This window comes from Ancylobacter sp. IITR112, assembly GCF_041415945.1.
Classification (GTDB): Bacteria; Pseudomonadota; Alphaproteobacteria; order Rhizobiales; family Xanthobacteraceae; genus Ancylobacter.
This window is the reverse complement of record NZ_JBGCUS010000001.1, coordinates 3,392,507-3,409,597: the sequence shown is the minus strand read 5'-3', so window position 1 is coordinate 3,409,597 and position 17,091 is coordinate 3,392,507. Positions and strand designations below refer to the sequence as shown.

17 protein-coding genes and 1 tRNA gene are annotated in these 17,091 nt (G+C 68.5%); 10 read left to right on the top strand and 8 right to left on the bottom strand.

Annotation, left to right across the window (positions count from 1 at the left end; genetic code table 11):
- Window positions 1–41 precede the first annotated feature (41 nt).
- From AAC979_RS16225 to AAC979_RS16215, 3 genes are all read left to right on the top strand, one after another.
- The gene (locus tag AAC979_RS16225) at window positions 42–275 is read left to right on the top strand and encodes a hypothetical protein (RefSeq protein WP_371347923.1); all 234 of its coding nucleotides are present in this window, start codon (window positions 42–44) and stop codon (window positions 273–275) included.
- 142 nt (window positions 276–417) lie between these two features.
- Window positions 418–2,247 (top strand): translational GTPase TypA, encoded by a 1,830-nt coding sequence (gene typA, locus AAC979_RS16220; protein WP_371347921.1) that lies wholly within the window; start codon window positions 418–420, stop codon window positions 2,245–2,247.
- A gap of 161 nt (window positions 2,248–2,408) precedes the next feature.
- On the top strand, window positions 2,409–2,918 hold the full coding sequence (locus AAC979_RS16215) for an N-acetyltransferase family protein (RefSeq protein WP_371347920.1): 510 nt from the start codon (window positions 2,409–2,411) through the stop codon (window positions 2,916–2,918).
- Window positions 2,919–2,970: 52 nt separating this feature from the next.
- On the opposite strand, the gene AAC979_RS16210 is transcribed toward AAC979_RS16215, so the two are convergent.
- A complete protein-coding gene (locus AAC979_RS16210) occupies window positions 2,971–3,321 on the bottom strand; it encodes a DUF167 family protein (RefSeq protein WP_371347918.1) in 351 nt (116 codons plus the stop codon).
- Window positions 3,318–3,602: a YggT family protein gene (locus tag AAC979_RS16205; RefSeq protein WP_371347917.1), complete on the bottom strand. Its 285-nt coding sequence runs from the start codon at window positions 3,600–3,602 to the stop codon at window positions 3,318–3,320. The genes AAC979_RS16210 and AAC979_RS16205 overlap by 4 nt, the downstream gene beginning before the upstream one ends.
- Window positions 3,603–3,837: 235 nt before the next feature.
- Here AAC979_RS16205 and AAC979_RS16200 point away from each other — a divergent pair.
- The 6 genes from AAC979_RS16200 to AAC979_RS16175 all read left to right on the top strand — a co-directional run bounded on the left by AAC979_RS16200 (window position 3,838) and on the right by AAC979_RS16175 (window position 8,662).
- A tRNA-Ala gene (locus AAC979_RS16200) sits at window positions 3,838–3,913 on the top strand.
- A gap of 257 nt (window positions 3,914–4,170) precedes the next feature.
- Window positions 4,171–5,442: a hypothetical protein gene (locus tag AAC979_RS16195; RefSeq protein ID WP_371347915.1), complete on the top strand. Its 1,272-nt coding sequence runs from the start codon at window positions 4,171–4,173 to the stop codon at window positions 5,440–5,442.
- 4 nt (window positions 5,443–5,446) lie between these two features.
- Window positions 5,447–6,256 (top strand): ATP-dependent Clp protease proteolytic subunit, encoded by an 810-nt coding sequence (locus AAC979_RS16190; protein WP_371347914.1) that lies wholly within the window; start codon window positions 5,447–5,449, stop codon window positions 6,254–6,256.
- A gap of 338 nt (window positions 6,257–6,594) precedes the next feature.
- Window positions 6,595–7,215 (top strand): LemA family protein, encoded by a 621-nt coding sequence (locus AAC979_RS16185; RefSeq protein WP_371349081.1) that lies wholly within the window; start codon window positions 6,595–6,597, stop codon window positions 7,213–7,215.
- Window positions 7,216–7,217: 2 nt separating this feature from the next.
- A complete protein-coding gene (locus tag AAC979_RS16180) occupies window positions 7,218–8,042 on the top strand; it encodes a YgcG family protein (protein WP_371347913.1) in 825 nt (274 codons plus the stop codon).
- Window positions 8,042–8,662: a TPM domain-containing protein gene (locus tag AAC979_RS16175; RefSeq protein WP_371347911.1), complete on the top strand. Its 621-nt coding sequence runs from the start codon at window positions 8,042–8,044 to the stop codon at window positions 8,660–8,662. Before AAC979_RS16180 ends, AAC979_RS16175 begins: the two co-directional genes overlap by 1 nt.
- 14 nt (window positions 8,663–8,676) lie before the next feature.
- Here AAC979_RS16175 and AAC979_RS16170 read toward each other — a convergent pair whose 3' ends face one another.
- A complete protein-coding gene (locus AAC979_RS16170) occupies window positions 8,677–9,591 on the bottom strand; it encodes a YihY/virulence factor BrkB family protein (protein WP_371347910.1) in 915 nt (304 codons plus the stop codon).
- Window positions 9,592–9,874: 283 nt separating this feature from the next.
- A complete protein-coding gene (locus AAC979_RS16165; protein WP_371347908.1) occupies window positions 9,875–11,197 on the bottom strand; it encodes a UDP-glucose/GDP-mannose dehydrogenase family protein in 1,323 nt (440 codons plus the stop codon).
- Between the two features lie 379 nt (window positions 11,198–11,576).
- Between AAC979_RS16165 and AAC979_RS16160 the strand changes: the two genes are divergently transcribed.
- Window positions 11,577–12,101, top strand: coding sequence for a disulfide bond formation protein B (locus AAC979_RS16160; RefSeq protein WP_371347906.1), 525 nt, complete (start codon window positions 11,577–11,579; stop codon window positions 12,099–12,101).
- A 27-nt stretch (window positions 12,102–12,128) separates the two neighbouring features.
- On the opposite strand, the gene AAC979_RS16155 is transcribed toward AAC979_RS16160, so the two are convergent.
- From AAC979_RS16155 to AAC979_RS16140, 4 genes are all read right to left on the bottom strand, one after another.
- Window positions 12,129–12,686, bottom strand: a complete 558-nt coding sequence (locus AAC979_RS16155) for an HNH endonuclease (RefSeq protein ID WP_371347904.1) — start codon at window positions 12,684–12,686, stop codon at window positions 12,129–12,131.
- Between the two features lie 129 nt (window positions 12,687–12,815).
- Complete coding sequence (locus AAC979_RS16150) at window positions 12,816–13,475, bottom strand: alpha/beta hydrolase (protein WP_371347902.1); 660 nt, start codon at window positions 13,473–13,475, stop codon at window positions 12,816–12,818.
- Window positions 13,475–15,439: a M23 family metallopeptidase gene (locus AAC979_RS16145; protein ID WP_371347901.1), complete on the bottom strand. Its 1,965-nt coding sequence runs from the start codon at window positions 15,437–15,439 to the stop codon at window positions 13,475–13,477. Before AAC979_RS16145 ends, AAC979_RS16150 begins: the two co-directional genes overlap by 1 nt.
- A 322-nt stretch (window positions 15,440–15,761) precedes the next feature.
- Complete coding sequence (locus AAC979_RS16140; RefSeq protein WP_371347899.1) at window positions 15,762–17,063, bottom strand: PHB depolymerase family esterase; 1,302 nt, start codon at window positions 17,061–17,063, stop codon at window positions 15,762–15,764.
- Window positions 17,064–17,091: the final 28 nt, after the last annotated feature.

Below are 17,091 nucleotides of genomic sequence, written 5' to 3'. Positions count from 1 at the left end.
GCGCCTGCTCGAAAATCACTGGCGCGCCGAGGAGATGGTTCATGATGTCCGATCACGAGCCCGTCCGGCTGCAGTATTGGCCGCCCTCCCACACGGTCGATGCTCCCGATAAATGGCCTGAGTCCTATGAGTTCGAGACGGTGGAGGATGCGGTGGCGTTCGCCATGACCCAGTCGCCGTCCCATCGCGAGGTGGCGTGGCTGCGCACGGGCGAGGGCGAGATCCTCAAGCCGGCGCAAATCCGCCGCCTGTGGGAGCTCCGGCGCGACCATTAGCGCGCGTTGCGGGGCGCTTTTTCGGCTCTTCCGGCGGGGCTGGCGGCTTCCGGCGTTGATCTCGCGGGCTTTGTGGGTATAGTGCGCCGCAAAATTCATGCGGGTCCGAAACCCCTTCGGGCCCGCTTTTTGGTGTTTTCATATGAAGCTGCGCAACATCGCCATCATCGCCCACGTCGACCACGGCAAGACCACGCTGGTGGACGAACTGCTGAAGCAGTCCGGCTCCTATCGTGAGAATCAGCGCGTCGCCGAGCGTGTGATGGATTCGAACGATCTCGAAAAGGAGCGCGGCATCACCATCCTCGCCAAGGCCACCTCGGTGGTCTGGAAGGACACCCGGATCAACATTGTCGACACGCCTGGCCACGCGGATTTCGGCGGCGAGGTGGAGCGCATCCTCAACATGGTGGACGGTGCCATCGTGCTGGTGGACGCGGCTGAAGGGCCGATGCCGCAGACCAAATTCGTGGTCGGCAAGGCGCTGAAAGTCGGCCTGCGCCCCATCGTGGCGATCAACAAGGTTGACCGCCAGGACGCTCGCGCGCAGGAAGTCATCAACGAGGTGTTCGACCTCTTCGCCGCGCTCGACGCCACCGACGAGCAGCTCGACTTCCCCATTCTCTACGGGTCCGGCCGCAATGGCTGGATGGCGCACTCGCCGGAGGGGCCGCAGGACCAGGGCATGGCGCCGCTGTTCGACCTCGTGCTCAAGCATGTACCGGAGCCGACGGTCGAGGAGGCCCCGTTCAAGATGATCGGCACCCTGCTCGAAGCCAACCCCTTCCTCGGCCGTATGATCACCGGGCGCATCACCTCGGGCTCGATCAAGCCGAACCAGTCGGTGAAGGTGCTGGCGCAGGACGGTTCGCTGGTCGAGCAGGGGCGCATTTCCAAGATCCTCGCCTTCCGTGGCATTGAGCGCCAGCCGATCGAGGAAGGCGTCGCCGGGGACATCGTGGCCATTGCCGGCCTGCAAAAGGGCACGGTGGCCGACACCTTCTGCGACCTCTCGGTCGACACGCCGCTCAAAGCGCAGCCGATCGACCCGCCCACCGTCACCATGACGTTCATCGTCAACGATTCGCCGCTCGCCGGCACCGAGGGCGACAAGGTGACCAGCCGCGTCATCCGCGACCGCCTGCTGCGTGAGGCGGAAGGCAATGTGGCGCTGAAGATCGAGGAATCGACCGAGAAGGATTCCTTCTTCGTCTCCGGCCGCGGCGAACTCCAACTCGCGGTGCTGATCGAGACCATGCGCCGCGAGGGATTCGAGCTCGCCGTTTCGCGCCCCCGCGTCGTGTTCTCCAAGGATGAGGCGACCGGCGAGACGCTGGAGCCGATCGAGGAAGTGCTGATCGACGTGGACGAGGAATATTCCGGCGTCGTCGTGCAGAAGATGTCCGAGCGCCGCGCCGAGATGGTGGAGATGAAGCCGTCGGGCGGCAACCGTGTCCGCCTCGTCTTCTACGCTCCCACCCGCGGCCTCATCGGCTACCAGTCGGAACTGCTGACCGATACGCGCGGCACGGCCATCATGAACCGGCTGTTCCACGAATATGCGCCCTATAAGGGCGAAATCGCCGGCCGTACCAATGGCGTGCTCATCGCCAATGAGGCGGGCGAGGCGGTGGCCTATGCGCTGTGGAACCTCGAAGATCGCGGCCCGATGATGATCGAGCCGGGCTGGAAGGTCTATCAGGGCATGCTGATCGGCATCCACACCCGCGACAACGACCTCGAGGTGAATGTTCTCAAAGGCAAGAAGCTCACCAACATCCGCACTACCTCGAAGGACGAGGCGGTGCGCCTGACCCCGCCGATCCGCATGACGCTGGAGCGGGCGCTGGCGTGGATTCAGGATGACGAACTGGTCGAGGTGACGCCGAAGTCGATCCGCCTGCGCAAGCGCCTGCTAGATCCGAACGAGCGCAAGCGCGAGGAGCGCCGCAAGGAATCCGAGGGCGTCTGACGCTTCCGCCATTGCAGGGCCGACAGGGCCTGTCCGCGCGCGCGGACAGGCCCTTTTAACGTTTCAAGAGCGTGGCACGCGCGCCACGCTCCGGTGGAACGATCGCCCCGACGATGCGGAAAGACCTTGATCCCGCCCGGCGCATTTGCTCCCATCAGCCCATGAGCACGCTTCTCGTCGAGACACGCCGGGCGCGCCTGGCCGATGCAGGCGACATTGCCGATATCCATGATACGGCATGGCGGGTGGCCTATCGCGGCCTCATCCCCGGCGCCGAACTGGAAAAGATGATCCAGCGGCGCGGCCCCGCCTGGTGGCACACCGCACTGAGGCGCGGTTCGCGCGTCATCGTGCTGACCTTCGGCGACGCGGTGGCCGGCTATGCCAATCTGGGCCGCAATCGTGCGCGCGGGCTGCCCTTCGAAGGTGAGATTTACGAGCTGTATCTGCGGCCGGAATATCAGGGGCTGGGCTTTGGTCGCCGGCTCTTCGAGGACGCGCGCAAGGAACTCGCCAGCGCCGGATTTGACGGGATGGCGGTGTGGGCGCTGGCGGCCAATGAGCCGGCGCTGGGATTCTACCGCGCCATGGGTGGTCTGGGCGTCGCCCGCTCGACCGAGACCTTCGGCGGCAAGGCTTTGGAGAAGCTGGCCTTCGGCTGGAACGCCTGACGCCCAGCGAACGATCTGCCGGGTCTGTCGCGTGGCCTATTTCTCCCGTGGCCTAGGTGGTGCCGGCGGCTTTCTCATCCGCGAGGCATACCAGACGCGCGGCAATTTCCCCCGCATCGCCACTCAGCCGGAAGCTCTTGGTCCGTCCGGTCGCGCCGGCGACCAACTCCACCCGAGAGGGCGCGATGCCGGCCGCTTTCGCCAGCAGCTTCGCTAGTGCCGCATTGGCCTTGCCGTCCTCGGCGGCGACACTGACCCGCGCTTTCAGCGCGCGGCGCCCATCGCCCAGCTCGACGATGCCGTCAATGGCGTCGCGCCCTCCGCGCGGGGTGGCGCGGACCGTGACGGTCACGCCCTCCGCCGTCAGTGTCCAGGGAAGGGTGGAACCGGCCGAACCGCTCACGAGCCGGCGACGAGCTCGAACACGAGGTTGCGGACAAAATAGAGCAGGATGATCAGGATCACCGGCGAGACATCAATGCCGCCGAGATTGGGCAGCACGCGGCGCAGCGGCGCCAGCACCGGCTCGGTCACCCGCCACAGGAACTCGCCGATGCTGCGGACGATGGGGTTGTGCGCGTTGACCACGTTGAACACCACCAGCCAGGACAGAATGGCCGAGGCGATGAGAATCCAGACATAAAGCGTGATCAGGGTGTCGAACAGCCAGAGAAGCGAATACATCGGCAGCCTCGGAACGGGGGCGGGAGCACGGCGCGGACGTGACAGGGTCACACTGGAGGCCCTGGCCGACCCGGCGATTCCCCGGTTCGGACAAGCCGCCAAAGCGCCGTCCGCCACGATGCTTAATGCTGCCGCTGCATCGCGGCAACCCTGATTCACAGCCCCGTGCGCGAACCGCGCGGTGGCGCCTTGACACGGCCCCGGCGGCGAACGTACAAGGCGCGGCCTGAGGCTTGGGGCCGTAGCTCAGTTGGGAGAGCGCTGCAATCGCACTGCAGAGGTCAGGGGTTCAAATCCCCTCGGCTCCACCAGGTCTTCTCCATGAAATAATCGTCTTTAGCTAGAGCGGCGCTATCCAATGCGGCGCACGCTCTGCCAAGCGTTGGTTCCAACGTTGAAAAGGCCCTGGGCGCCCTTGGCGTCCACGTCGTTGCGCTTCCGCTCAACCTGGTCCGGCCGGTCACGGAGCTGTGACGCCTGGCGCACGCGATCCCTTGCCTCTGCGTCACATTGCCGGCGTAAAGCCCGGCAAAATCACGGGAACCTCTCTCGGCGAAAGTTCTCCTGAATGGTTTCGGCTCTGCGCGACGGCGTGTCCGGGCTCGACGTGACGATGCGCCTCACGCTCGCCGTGCTCGCCCTCGCCTCCGGCGTCTACACCTATCTCGGCGTGCGCGAACTGCTCGACGGTCCGCCCGTGATGACCCTCTTTGCCGCGCTCATCTATTCCAGCGCGGTCTCGGTCGCGATCTATGCCTTCTGGTCCTTCCTGCTGCGCTTCCTGCCCCATGTGCGCGATGTCGCCAGCCGGCTGTGGCTGACGGCGGCGATGCTGCTCGGCTCGCTGATGATCATCGCCATGTCGTCCTGGCTGAATGCCGCCGCGTTGGCGGGCGCGGCGGCGATCGAACAGCACCTCGCGGTGACGGTGCAGAACTATACGCGCGACCTCGACACGGCGCATAACCGCGCGCTCGGCGCCCAGAGCCTTCTGCCCGATATCCAGCTCGCCTCCACCCGCTTCGCCCGCCTCGCCGAGGCGGAGCGCGGCGGTGCGCTCACCGGCACCGGCGGCTCCGGCACGGTGGTGCAACTGCTCAGCCAGATGTCGAGCCAGCTCGACGATCTCGGCCGCGAAGTGGCGGCGAGCGGGGAGCGGGCAAAGGCGTTCTATGCCGAGGGCAGCGCGCAGATCGCGCGCATGCGCGAACTCGTCTCTGGCCAGGGCGATATCAAGGCGCGCTCGGATGCCTTCGGCGCGGAGGCGCTGGCGCTGATCGGCACCATCGCCTCGCTGGAACAGACCTCGATGGCTCCGGCGGTGCGGCGGGCGGCAGATGATCTCGTCACCGGCTTCATCGCTCCCGCCGCCGATGGCCGCACTGCCGATCTCGCCGGGCGCCAGAACACCGTCGTCGGCAGCGTGGAAAAGGCGGTGCAGGCGCAGGCGAGCGCGCTCTCCCAGGCTGCCGACAAGATCATCGGTACCGGAACGGTGGAACCCGCGCGCTTCCAGCCGCTCTCCACCGCCGAGGCGGTGGTGCGCTATGCCGGCGACTTCCTGCCCAGCTGGGCAGGCGCGATCTCCATCGACCTGCTGCCGGCGGTGCTGGTGCTGATCCTGTGCGTGGTGCACGCGGCCATACGGCGCGAAGATGCGCCGGCGGAGGCGGAAACGATGTCGGCGGCACAGCTCATCGCCGCTCTGCGGCTGGCGCGGCAGGTCGGCGAGGAGCGGCGGTCGGTTGAGGAGGCCGATGCGTTCGAGGCGGTGATGGCCGAGCTCTCGCCCGCCGCGACGGTCACGCCGCTGCCGGCTGGCCGTGCCAAGAAGGACTGAGCCCTTGGAGGCTCCCGCCCCGCCATCCCCCGCCCTGCCGCCACGCCCGCTCTGGCGCCGCGCGCTGGGCGAGCGTCCGGACGAAACCCTGCTGCGCGCCGTGTTGCGCACCCTGCTGGTACTGGCGGTGGCGGTTGTGGTGTGGGATTTCCACGAGCGCAAGCCGGCGCCGCCCCTGCGCCCCGGAGCCGTGCCAGCAGAGGTGCCGGCCGTGCCCTATCTGCCCTCCGCTCGCCCCGGCGTGAAGCCACCGGGCGAGGACCGGCCCGGCCGGTCGCCCGACAGCGCGCTGCGCCAGCCGATGACCCTCGAATTGCTGGCCGATGGCCGGCTGGAAGCGACCGGAACCCTCACGCCCGGTACGGCGGAACGCTTCGCCGCCGAACTCGACAAGCGCGGCTCCTATGTGAAGACGGTGGTGCTGAACTCGCCGGGCGGCTCGGTGTCCGACGCTCTGACGATGGGCAGGGCGATCCGCGCCCGTGGGCTCGACACGCGCGTCGAGGCGAAGGGATTGTGCGCCTCGTCCTGCCCGCTCATCTTCGCCTCCGGAGTCACGCGCACGGCTCTTCCCGGCGCCGCGATCGGGGTGCATCAGGTGTTCGCCGCGCTGCCGCCCGGCGCGCCGCGCCTCGACGGCGCCGAGGGCATGGCGCAGGCGCAGCGCGTTTCCGCCGAGGCGCAGCGTCATCTGGTGGAGATGGGCGTCGATCCGCGGGTGTGGATCAGCGCCATGGAGACCCCGCCGCAAGAGATGTTCTACTTCACCGCTCCGGAACTGAGCGAGCTGAAGCTGGTGACATCACCGTCCTGACGGCAAGAGGTCGCGGGCCGGTGAAAAATCCGCCGCGGGACGGTCATTTTTGCAATTCATCAATGGCTTGCCCGCATGGATGAGCGTCATCCCAAAGCGGGCTGGCGCGCCGATATCAAGCGCCTCTCTGACTGGACCTGTCGCCATGAGCGCTCTCGGCTTTCTCCCCATTCCCCTTACCTCGGCCCTGCTGGTCGTGGGCATCGCCGTGTCGATGATGATCGCCTTCAACGTGCTTGGCGAGCGCGGCGATAAATCCTGACCAGGTGGTGAAGTCGGCCCCGCTCCGCTCTATATTCAGCCGGCGCCGCTGCGCGTGCTGCTGAAAGGGCCCCGTGATGCTGATTCTCTCCCGCCTGTCGGGGATGTCCCGCCGCCTGCTGGCGCCGTTGCTTCTGGTGATGCTCGCCACCGGCTTGGCCGGGTGTGGGGTGAACAACATTCCCACCAATGAGGAAAAGGCGAAGGCGGCGTGGAGCGACGTGCTGAACCAGTATCAGCGCCGGGCCGAGCTGATTCCCAATCTCGTCGAGACGGTCAAGGGCTATGCCCAGCACGAAAGCGACGTGCTGACCCAGGTGACGCAGGCCCGGGCGCAGGCGACCTCGATCAAGGTCGACGCCTCCACCATTACCGATCCCGAACAGTTCAAGCAGTTCCAGCAGGCGCAGGCGCAGCTTTCCGGCGCGCTCGGCCGGCTGATCGCGGTGTCAGAAGCCTACCCCGATCTGAAGGCGAACCAGAACTTCCTCGCCCTGCAGGCGCAGATCGAAGGCACGGAGAACCGCATCGCCGTCGCGCGGCGCGATTATATCGAGGCGGTGCGGGTCTATAATACCGAGCTGCGCACCTTCCCCGGCGTCCTGTGGGCGAGCACGCTCTATCGCAGCAGCAAGCCGATGGAGACCTTCACCATCTCGGAAGAGCAGATGAAGGCGCCCCAGGTGAAGTTCAACTGACCATGCGGGTCCTCGCGTCTTCGCCTCTGCGCCGCGCCGCCGCGCTCTGGCTGCTGGTGGGGCTGGTGTTCGCCGGCCTCGCGCTGGGCATGGGCGGGGCGCGGGCGGAACTCACCTTTCCCGCCCTGTCCGGCCGCGTCGTTGATGCCGCGCAGGTGCTGACCCCCGACGCCCGCGCAGCGCTGGAGGCGAAGCTCGCCGCGCAGGAGGCGCGCAGCACCGACCAGTTCGTCGTCGCCACCGTGCCATCGCTTGAGGGCACATCGGTCGAGGATTACGCCAACCGCCTGTTCCGGTTCTGGAAGCTCGGCCAGGCCGACAAGAACAATGGCGTGCTGCTGCTGGTCGCGCCCAATGAGCGGCGGGTGCGGATCGAGACCGGCTATGGGTTGGAGGGTGTTCTACCCGATGCGGTGGCCAGCACCATCATCCAGACGGCGATCCTCCCCGCCTTCCGCGAGGGCGACTTTGCCGGCGGTATCGAGAAGGGGGCGGGCGCCGTCATCGAGGTGCTCAATCTCGACCCCGAAGAGGCGAAGGCAAGAGCCAGCACCGGCGCCGAACCGGAGATGAGCGCGGAGGATTGGGCGCATCTCGTCTTCATCGTGCTGATGATCGCCTTCTGGGCCTATGTGTTCTACCGTCAGGCCAAATCCGGCCATTTGCGAACGCGCGGGCGGCGCGGCGCGGGCGCGCTCACCGGCGGCGCCGCCGGCTGGGACTGGTCGCGGCGGGGCGGCAGCGGCTGGTCCAGCGGTGGCGGCGGCGGCGGTTTTTCCGGCGGGGGCGGCTCCTCCGGCGGCGGTGGCGCCTCGGGGAGCTGGTGATGGCGGGCGGTTTGAGTGAACTGGAACAGGCGGCCGTCGCTGCTGCGATCCAGACGGCGGAAGCCGGCACGGCGGGCGAAATCCGCGTCGTCGTGCTCACCCGGCCGCTGGTCAGCCCGGCTTTCTACGCGCTGATGTGGGCGGCGCTGCTGGCGCTGGTGCTGCCTTGGCCGCTTGCCCTGTTCACCGCGCTCGACACGCCGATGCTGCTTTCGCTGCAGGCTTGCGCCTTCGTGGCGGTGGGCGCGGCCCTGGTCTTCACCCCGCTCGGCGCGTTCACCGTACCGCGCTTCGCCCGCGAGGAAGCCGGCCGGGCGGCCGCGGTCGATCAATTCCTGAGCCTCGGGATTCATCAGACCCGCGGGCGCACCGGTGTGCTGATCCTGGTGGCGCCGGCCGATCATCTCGTTGAAGTCGTCGCCGACGAGGCGATCCACGCCCGGGTGGGGCATGAAGCCTGGGAGGGGGTTTGCGGCGCGGTGCTCGCCGGGGCTCGCGCGGGACGGCTCGGCGACGGGCTGGTCGAGGGCGTGGCGGCGGCGGGGCGCATCCTTGCCCGGCATGTGCCGCCCGGCGCGGGCGACGCCAATGAACTGCCGGACCGGATGATCGTGCTCTGAGCGCCGCCATGCGCTCAGTCCTGCGCGGCCCCGACCGTGTCCGCCATATGCGCGCCGCGCTGGCCGATGGGCTGGGGCGCTCCAGTGGTGGTGTCTAGCGCTGTCTGATGCTCGATCTCGGCGTTCAACTCCCCGCCCAGCAGCAGCACCGACATGGACAGCCAGATCCACACCATGAAGCCGATCACTGCCCCCAGCGAGCCATAGGTCTGCTCATAGGAGGCGTAATGGCTCACATACCAGGAGAAGCCGGCCGAGGTGGCGAGCCACAGCACGGCGGCGACAGCGCTGCCGAGGCTCACCCATTTCCATTGCGGCCGCTCCCGCGAGGGGCCGAACCGGTAGACCACGGTGATGAGGAGGGCGACGATCACCGCCAGCGTCGGCCAGCGCAGCAGCGAGATCAGCCGTTCCGTGCCGGAAGGAAGCCGGAGCACGTTCAGCACAAGCGGCAGTACCACCACCGCAGCAAGGGCGATAACGGCGAAGAGCACCGCCCCCAGCGTGAAAGTGAGCGTGACCAGTGTCAGGCGGAGGAAGGAGCGTCGCTCCTCCTCCTCATAGACGATGTTCAGCGCCTCGATCATCGCCTTGGTCGCGGCATTGGCGCTCCATAGCGCCGCCCCCAGGCTGAAGAGAAACCGCCAGCCGAGACTGGCGGTCTCCGTGGCGGTCAGGCGCAGGATCTGGTCGCGCAGCACCTCGATGGCGCCCGACGGCAGCAGCCAGGCCGCCGCTTCGAGCTGGCCCTGAATCGTTGCCGGATTGAGGAACAGTCCGTAGAGCGAGATGATGGCCGCCAGGGCCGGGAAGGTGGCGAGAAGGGCATAGAAGGTGACGCCGGCCGACAGGCCGAGCACGCGGTTGGCGAAGAACGCCTTGGCCGTGCGCAGCAGGATGTCGCGCCAGCCCCGCGCCGGAATTTCCATTGGCTGCGCGGCTGCGCGCCCCCGCTGGGGTTCGAGCCGCGCCGACAGGCCTGTGGGGTCGTCGTCACCTCCCTCGCGGCGGGGCGTCCGAAGCGCCGCGCCGGCAAAAGCCCCGATCGCCGCGCCGCTGAGGGCTGCGCTCCATAGCGCGCGTCTGTCCCGGATGCTCACGCCGTCCGCTTCCTCCCGTCGCTTTCCATGGCCGAGGACGGCGCGACAATCGTGCCACCTGTCGGCGTATGGGTTGAGGAGGGAACGCGGCGGGGCCGCTGCTGTTCCGGCCTCAACTCCGGGCGGTGTCGGCGCGGCCGATGCCGACATAGGTGAAGCCGCGGCGGATCAGGTCTTCGGGCGGGTAGATGTTGCGCAGATCGACGACGATGGGGCTGCGCAACTGCGCCTTCAGCCGGTTGAGGTCGAGGGCACGGAAGGCATCCCATTCGGTGACGATGACGAGAGCGTCCGCGCCCTCGGCGCACTCATAGGGGCCGCTCGCATAATGGATGCCGTCGGGCAGAACCTTGCGCGCCTCCTCCATCCCGACGGGATCATAGGCGCGGATCCTCACCCCGCGGTCGACCAGCGACTGCACGATGTTGATCGCCGGGCTGTCGCGCATGTCGTCGGTGTTGGGCTTGAAGGTGAGGCCGAGCACGGCGACGGTGGCGCCGCGCGGGGGCACGCTCAGCGCTTCCAGTACCCGGCGGCCCATCGCCGCCTTGCGGGTGTCGTTCAGCGTGGTGACGGTCTCGATCAGGCGCAGCGGCGTGCCGGCTTCCTGCGCGGTGCGGGCGAGGGCCAGCGTGTCCTTGGGAAAGCAGGAGCCGCCATAACCCGGCCCGGCATGCAGGAATTTCGGGCCGATGCGACGGTCGAGCCCGATGCCGCGCGCCACTTCCTGCACGTCGCCGCCGACCTTCTCGCACAGATCGGCCATTTCGTTGATGAAGGTGATCTTCATCGCGAGGAAGGCATTGCTGGCGTATTTGATCAGCTCGGCATTGGCCCGCTCGGTGAACAGCAGCGGCGCGGCGTTGAGCGAAAGCGGACGATAGAGCGCGGCCATGACCTCGCGGGCGCGCGGGTCGCCGGTGCCGACCACGATGCGGTCCGGCCGCTTGAAGTCCTCGATGGCGGCGCCCTCGCGCAGGAATTCCGGATTGGAGACGACGGCGATGTCGGCGTCCGGCGCTTCCTCGCGGATGATCGCCTCGAGATCGGCGCCCGTCCCGACAGGCACGGTCGATTTGGTGACGACGACGGTGAAGCCGGTGGCGGCGCGGGCGATCTCGCGGGCGGCGGCGTGGACATAGGACAGGTCGGCATGGCCGTCGCCGCGGCGCGAGGGCGTGCCGACCGCGATGAACACGACCTCGGCACCGGCCACGGCGGCGGGCAGATCGGTGGTGAAGTGCAGCCGCCCCCCGGCCACGTTGCGGGCGACGAGATCATCCAGCCCCGGCTCGAAGATCGGCATGATGCCGGCCTTCAGCCGCTCGATCTTGGAAAGATCGGTGTCGACGCAGGTAACGTCGTGGCCAAAGTCGGAAAAGCAGGTGCCAGAGACCAGGCCGACATAACCCGTACCGATCATCGCGACGCGCATAGGGACACTCAATTCTGTTGCTGGCGGTGGCTGCCGCAGGCTGGAGCCTTCCGCCGTCAGCCAGCCTCACTCGCAAGGCGAGAGGCGCGGCGGCTCGTGGTTTCAGGGGAAACGAAAATGCCAGCCTTCTGCGTCGGCCGAACGACAGACGCGCGCGCGCCAGAGCCGCCGTTCTCCTCGCCTCTCCTTTCCACAAGTTCGGCCATGGGCGAGTGTTCCCGGCGTAGGGTGTCGCGTGGCACGGTGCGCCGGTCACGGGGCGGCGCACCGCCCCCGCATCCGGCAGACGTGATATTCGGCCCCATTTGCGCCGGCCGGACGAGCGGCTAGTAATGGCCACTGCCGCCCTTGCGAGGCCTGCCAGAACGAGTGACGCGCCATGACCGCGACCGCCTCATCCGCCGATGCCCGCCGTGCGGTGCGCAACCGTCAGCTCACCGCCGCACTGGTGGTCGCCGCCATCGGCGCCGGCACGCTCGCCGGGGCATGGTATTTCCAGCTCGTGGTCGGGCTGGCGCCGTGCCCGCTCTGTCTCGAACAGCGCATTCCCTATTATGTCGGCGTGCCGGTGGCGTTGATCGGCGCTTTCTGCGCGGTGCTCGGCAAGGAAGGGCCGGCGCGGGTGGCGCTGGCGCTGGCCGGCATGCTGATGGCGCTCGGCGCCTTTCTCGCGGCCTATCATGCCGGGGTGGAGTGGGGCTTCTGGGCCGGCCCGGAAACCTGCTCCGGCGCCGGGCCGGCGATCGGCGGCGGCGATCTGCTCGGGCAGTTGCAGAGCGCGCGGGTGGTACGCTGCGACGAGGCGCCGTGGCGCCTGCTCGGCCTGTCGCTGGCCGGGTATAATGCCTTCATCGCCGGTGCGCTGGTGGTTGTGGCGATGTGGGGCGCGACGGCGAAGGCGTGAGTGGCCGCGCGCTTCAGGCCGCCCGGCTCACGGGTCCAGCTCGGTGTCCCAGTAGAGATAGTCCATCCAGCTATCGTGCAGGTAATTCGGCGGGAAATGGCGGCCGTTCTGGTGCAGGTCGAACACGCTTGGCTGATAGGGCTTCTGCCGCGGCATCATGTGTGCCGCTTCCGGCATCAGGCTGCCCTTGCGCAGATTGCAGGGTGAGCAGGCGGCGACGACGTTCTCCCAGGTGGTCTGCCCGCCGCGCGAGCGTGGGATGACGTGGTCGAAGGTCAGGTCTTCGCGCGAATCGCAGTACTGGCAGGTGAAGCGGTCGCGCAGGAAGACATTGAAGCGGGTGAAGGCCGGCTGGCGCGATGGGCGGATGAAGGTCTTCAGCGAGACGACGCTCGGCAGCCGCATCTGGAAGGTCGCGCTGGAGACCTGCCGCTCGTAATATTCGACGATGTTCACCCGGTCGAGGAACACCGCCTTGATGGCGTCCTGCCACGCCCAGACCGAAAGAGGGTAATAGCTCAGCGGCCGGTAATCGGCGTTGAGCACGAGGGCAGGCCAGGCACCCGGAGACAACGTCGCCGTCAACACTCGCTCCCTGTCAGGAGCGCCAGCACGGTCGCTGAGTCGGCGCCGCGTGACGCACGGCCATAGTCTATAGGGAGCGTGTCAGTCTTGTGAAGCGCCGGCCGCCAGATCGCGGCGCGGCGCCGGACCTCAGGCCAGCACTTCGGTGAGGAAGCTGCCGGCGAGGGAGAGGCCGGTCCCGTCAATACCGTGGGCGAGGCCGTTGGAGAGATGCGCGCGCACGGCCAGCCCCTGCCGCTGCAGGCTTTCCACCGCGCGCGGCAACGCCAGTGGCGGGATGACCTGGTCGAGGTCGCCATGGATCAGCAGCACCGGCGGCCGGGCGATGATGTCGGAGGCAAAGGCTGGCGTGGCGCCTTCCGGGGGCACAACATGGATGCCGGAGAAGCCGACAATGCCGGCGGGCGCGACGGTACGGCGCAGCCCGGTGTGCAGCGCCATCATCGTGCCCTGGCTGAAGCCGACCAGCGCGACGCGGGACCCGGGCAGATTCAGCCGGGCCAGCTCGGCGTCGAGAAAAGCGTCGAGCGCGGCATGGGCGCTCTGCACGCCGGCCCAGCGTTCGCGGTCATTGCGTTCAGTATAGCCGAACCATTGCCGCCCGACCGGCGCGACGGCGAGCGGCTCGGGGGCGTGGGGCGAGACAAAGGCTGCGCCGGGCAGCAGCGGCGCCCAGATTTCGCCGAGGTCGATGAGGTCGCGCCCGTCCGCGCCATAGCCGTGCAGCAGGACGACAAGCGAGGTGGCCGGGCCGCCGGAGCGCGGCGGCAGGCGGGGACCGTCAAGCATCAGTTTGTCTCGGCGCCGTCCGACGCGCCGGCGGCGATGCGGGAGGCGTTGCTGTGGTTGAGCAGCGCGTCGATAGTGGCGCGCTCCTTCTCGAAACTGGCGAGAATGCGCCCGTCCAGAGCCCGCCCGCGCGGCAGGCGGATGCGCATCGGGTCAACGAAGCGCCCGTTCACCAACACCTCGTAATGCAGATGCGCGCCGGTGGAGAGGCCGGTGGAGCCGATATAGCCGATGAGTTGTCCCTGGCGCACGCGCACCCCCTCGCGTATGCCCTTGGCGAAGCCGGACTGGTGCGAATAGGTCGTTACATAGCCGTTGGCGTGCTGGATCTCGATGCGGCGGCCATAGCCGGAGGTCCAGGCGGCTTTCTTGATCACGCCATTGCCTGCGGCGTAGATCGGCGTGCCGGTGCGGTCGGCCCAGTCGACGCCCGAATGCAGGCGGCTATAGCCAAGGATCGGGTGGCGGCGCATGCCGAAGCCGGAACGTAGCTGGCCGCCGGAGAGCGGCTTGCGCACCAGGAACTTCTTCGCGCTCTTGCCGGCATCGTCATAGAAGTCGACCAGCCCGTCATCCGGGGTCTGGTAGCGGTAATAGCGCCGCTCCTCGCCGCCGACGGTGAGCCCGGCATAGAGCACGCCGCCGGCGCCGCCCGCCTCGTCCGGCTCGTACAGCACTTCCAGCGAATCGCCGGCGCGCACGCGCCGCTGGAAGTCCACATCGAAGGAATAGACGCGGATCATGCTTTCGATGACCGGGCGCGGCACTTCATGGCGCAGCGCCGTCTCCCAGATGCTGTCATAGAGCGTGATACGCCCGCCGCCGCCTTCCTCGTCGCCGTCATCCGGCCCGAGATCGGCGAGCTGGGTGTCGCTGGCCTCCTGAACGGGCAGGAAGGTACCGCTGTCGGACAGCGCCACCGTGCCCTGGTGGCCGCTCTCGCCGAACACCGCGACCCGCAGCGGCATCGCGCCCTCGGTGGCGTTGTCGAGCAGAATCTTGAGCCGCAGGCCGGGGGTGAGAGTGCCGGAGAGTTCGCGGGTGCCGAAGGCCCGGGCCGCGCCATTGGCGGAGACTTCCGGCACGCCGAGGTCTATGAGGATGGAGGCGACCGTGTCGCCGGCCTTCGCCACCACGGTGCGCTCGGACCAGTCATTGCCGCCCGAGGCGTCATCGGCCGATTTGTCGATGGCCGAGACGTTCTCGGGCTGCTGCAGCGCATTGAGCGGATCGGCGGCTCCGGCGGGCGCATAGGCCATGATGCCGAGGCCCGGGAGCGCCGGGGCGCGGGCGTCGGCGGTGGGCACGCTGAATTCGGCCGTCTCGCGCACCTTCATCAGCACGTCTTCCATCGGCAGCTCGGCGGCAAAGCGCGCGCTGGGCGGAAGATTGGCGATGTCGCGCACCACGATGGTAAGGTCGCCGGTCGGCTCGGCCTGCACCGCATCGGCTTCGTCGCTGGTCGATTCGGCGATCAGCTTGGCCGGGTTGAAGCGTGGCACGTCGACGGAGGCGGCGGTGACGCTCTGGGCGAGATTGGTCGCCACTTTGGTGACAGCGCGGACCTTGATGACCTCGCGGTCGCCATCCTTCACGGTGGTCGACAGGCGCAGCGTCTGTTTGGCGCTGAAGCTCTCGGAGAGGATCGACATGCGGTCGCCCTTGCGGGCGACGTTGGAGGGGCGCTCGCCTGCAGCGAGCGTGCCGCGCAGCGCCGAGCGTACGGTTTCCGGAGACTGGGCGAAGCGGTATTCGCCGTCGAGCGCGGCGTAGACGGCCCCCCCCATGAGCGCCGCACCGCAAATGCCGGTGAGCAGCGTCGCCATCAGCCAGCGAATGGAGATGCGGCGGCGGTTGATCGGCTCTTCGGCATCGCCATCGACGCCGAGCGGGGGCTCGTCGCCGAGATCGAACGCCGTGAGGTGGCCATGCCTCGCGCCTGCCAGTCCGCGCCTCGTCTCCAACAGGCTTCCCCGCCTTCCCCTTCGGCGCGCCGCGCGGTCGAGGACCGGGGTGCGCTCTCATGTTCAAACCGGCGCCAGGCGGCGCTCGCCTCGTCAACCCCACGCGCCGTGGGGCGCGCGGGCTCTGCTAACCGACCCGGGAAGCTTAGGCTTCCGGCAGCGACACCCCAAGAGGTTTCAAGATACCCCCGCAGCGGATGGCGCGACGATGCCGCCCGCAACCGCACCCGTCAACCCGGCCTGTCATCGAATCGACGCAGCGGCCGGTCGGCGGAGCCTCGATGTAAAGCCGGGGCTCACGGCAAAAGGATGGCGGGAGCCGCTATTGAGCGCTGGCGGCACGCGCGCGCAGCGGGGAGGGCGGCGGCAGCGGTACTTGGGCCAGCCGCGTCGCGGCGGCCGGCGCCGCCCCCGGTCGCGGCGCCGCGCCGCCTTGCACGAAGCCGGCCTGCACAAAGCCCGCCTGCAGCGGCATGGGGGCGCCGGGCGCGAGCGGCTGGCGCAGTGATGCCGGAGCCGCGGTCGCGGCATAGGCGGTCGCCGTGGTGGCGCTCTCCGGGGGCGCGTTGTCGGGCACGATGCCTTGCCAGGCGGAGGCGAGGGTGGTCGGTTCGCGCAGGATCGGCCGGGCCTCGGCCGGCGCGCGCGCCGCCGCCGCGGGGGCGGTCGCTGCGGCATGTGCGGGCTTCATGGCGGCGGGCGGGGTGGGGTGCCCGGCAATTTCGACCGCTGGCGTGCCGCCGAACCGCTTGAAGAAGGACCAGATTTCTTCCGGCGCGTCGAGCCCGCTGCGGCGCGGGCCCAGCAGCACAGAGGCGAGTGCATCCACGGCGCCGGTTGATTGGGCGGGCGGCTGGTGGCCGCCGGCGACCTCGTAATAGGCGACGGCGGCGCCGGGGGTGCAATCGTTCCAGCGGGTGATGCGGGCATGCGGCGCGCTGTCGATCTGCGGCGCGGCGCAGCCGTCCAGCCGGGCGAACAGGGCGGCGGTGGCGTCCGCCGACATTAGGCGGGCGCCCGGCGTCGGCCGGCCGAACATCGGCACGATGGGGTCATAGGTGCCGTTCATCAGCAGGATCGGCACCGGCTTCGACGGCCGGCAACTCTCGGAATAGCCGACCGGCACCGTCATCATCATCGTCGCATAGGCCTGAAAGCGGTCGGCATAGTTGCAGGCGACATAGGCGGTGAGGAAGCCGCCATTGGAAAAGCCCATGAGATAGGCGCGGGAGGGATCGGCAATGCCTTCCGCGACCAGCGTATCCAGTACGTCGAGCACGAAGCGGCCATCGTCGCGCTTGTGCAGCAGCGGAATGAAGCCGGCGATCGAACTGCGCCCATCGTTCCACAACAGGTTCATGCCCTTGGGATAGGCAACGACGAAGCCCTCCCGCTCGGCGATCGCGTCGAGATCGAGATAGCGCTGCATCATGCCGGCCGGCTGCAAGGCGCCGTGCAGCGCGATGACCAAGGGGAGCGGGCCGGGCGGCGCGCTGGCGGGCCGATGCAGGATGAATTCGCGCTTGAGGCCGCCGGAGACGAGGGTGCGCACCGAATCCTCGGTCGGGGCCGCGGACTGGGCGCGAGCCGGGGCGGCGGCGACCACTCCGAGGCCGAGAAGCACCGCCAGGGCTGCACCAAACAGGCATCTG